The 2038-nt window shown below is 59.7% G+C and carries 1 protein-coding gene; it reads left to right on the forward strand.

Translation table 11 applies throughout. The annotated features are described in order from the left end of the window. Nucleotides 1–735 precede the first annotated feature (735 nt). Entirely contained in the window at nt 736–1908 is a 1173-nt protein-coding gene (locus RHBS_RS27250) for an FtsK/SpoIIIE domain-containing protein (RefSeq protein WP_187298665.1), read from the forward strand. Nucleotides 1909–2038: the final 130 nt, after the last annotated feature.

The raw sequence follows: 2038 nt of genomic DNA on the forward strand, positions 1-2038 counted from the left end.
GGGGGCTGTGGGTTGACCTGCTTCGGTCATGATCAATACCAGGCCGCTCGCGCGCGAGCGCTAGGCGTAACGCGGTGATTCCGCCCTGCGACATTCCCCCGATACAGCCCGCTCGATATTGAGTTTGTCGAACGACCGCGAGCGCGTCGTGTGCGGATTGCTAGTAGGTGAAGGGCTTGCACTGGTCTGTCGTAGCTTGCCAGAACGGCCCTGTTCAACCTCGCTTGACTCAGGCTCCAGGCCATCGACCCGCTGAGCTTGTCGCCGCTGGCGACGGGATCGCGGTACCGGCGCTCGCCAGCTTCGTTCACGCCGCCGTTGACGCTGTCATCCCGCAGGGATGGTGCGGCTCCATGGATTGTGATTCCCGCGCGGCTATCGAACATCTTCAACGACCTACTGGCCAAGGCGTACATCCGCAGCGACCACGATCCCAACAGAAAGTGCTGCGCGAGGACGGACTCACCGACCTGCTCCACTGGGCGTACATCGCATTCGCGGGATGCTGCAGGAAATGCTGTCGCCTAGACGGCGCAGCGCGCATGACTGATAACTTGCGTGGATAGCGTTCAACACCGTTCGTGAAAACGCCTGTATACGGTTGTACAGGCAATTTTGTTCAGGGCAATGAAAACCCAGTTATCGCTGCATTATTGCTACAGTATCCGCGTGTGTATAGGACGGTCGAAGTCCTAGCAAGAACACCAGATGAAACAGGGCCGGAAGGGACCGAATATGACTACTGCCGAGGTGCAGAACGATGATTTCGCCGCAGCATTGGGGATCAGTGATCTGGATGATTTCGACCCCCGCGTACTGCAAAGCCAGTACGCGGACGATGCCGGGCTGTGGGCGCTTCTCGGACAGGTAACCGATGAGGCAGGGGTGGCCACCGGTGAACTGCTCAACGTGGACATCTCGGGGCAGGGGGTCAACGGTGCCGGTTCGGTGGGGCTGCTTCAGGGAATTACCGGCGCGGGCAAGTCCAACATGCTGGGTGGAATAATCCTCTCGCTCGCGGCTCGATACTCACCCGAGCGAGTGAACTTCGTTTTGCTGAACGTTGGATCCCACAGCGGTCTTCAGCATCTGCCTCACGTGGTTGCTTCCTCGGGTTACTCAGACGCGGGCGTGGCCTTCGAGACCGAAGCAAGCAATATGCTGCGGGCCGAGATCACCCGCAGAGAGACGTTGATCGCCGTCGTCGCAGGTGTCAGGGACCTTGGCGAGTATCGGGTGGTCCAAGAGTCGCGGTCCGATCTTCCACTGCTGCCGACCCTCGTTGTTATCGCCGATGAGTTCGGCAACACCGATAGCGATGGAGAGCTGGGTAAGACCCTCGAGCTTGTCAGTCGTAAAGGTCGCAGCCTTGGCATCAAGCTGCTGATATCGGGACAGCATCTCGACGCGAGGCAGATTGCCCGGTTGCAGACGAACAAATCCATCGGGATCAGCCTTCGATCGGCAGATCACGCCTCGTCGAATGCGGTCATCGGAACACCCGAGGCCGCGTCCCTTCCACTCGGCAAAGGCGACGCGATTCTCCGCCAATGGGAGTCCGGCATCACCACCAGTTTCAGGGCACTGCCCGCGCTACCGCACTTGGGTCCCGAGAACGCGCGGTCACTGCCGGAGCGGCTGTCGCTCATCCGTGAGGTCTTGCCGCCCGAGAGTTCAGTCTTCGCACCCAACCCATCGAATCGGTCACAGACTGCGATTCTCGTGACGCTCACTGCCACCTCGACTCCTCCTCTGGCAGATCAGGTTCCTGTGTCAGGTTTGCTGATCATCGATGAGCCGACAAAGGCTGGGGCCATCACGTCGGCGGCGTTCCGGGTGCGCGAGAACGACGGAACGTATGGTGCGCTGATTCAGATCTCTGACCCGGAGTTTCTGTATCGGCCATGAGGTTCGAGTGAATCCGCAAAGGAATACGGCCGCGGACTCCTACTCACCAGATCGGCATGACAAAGCATTCGGACACAGAACGAAACCATGAGCCCACCTCCTGCAACACTCCTGGTCAGGAAGTGTCCGC

Origin of the sequence: Rhodococcus sp. BS-15 (assembly GCF_000813105.1) — a bacterium.
GTDB lineage: Bacteria > Actinomycetota > Actinomycetes > Mycobacteriales > Mycobacteriaceae > Rhodococcoides.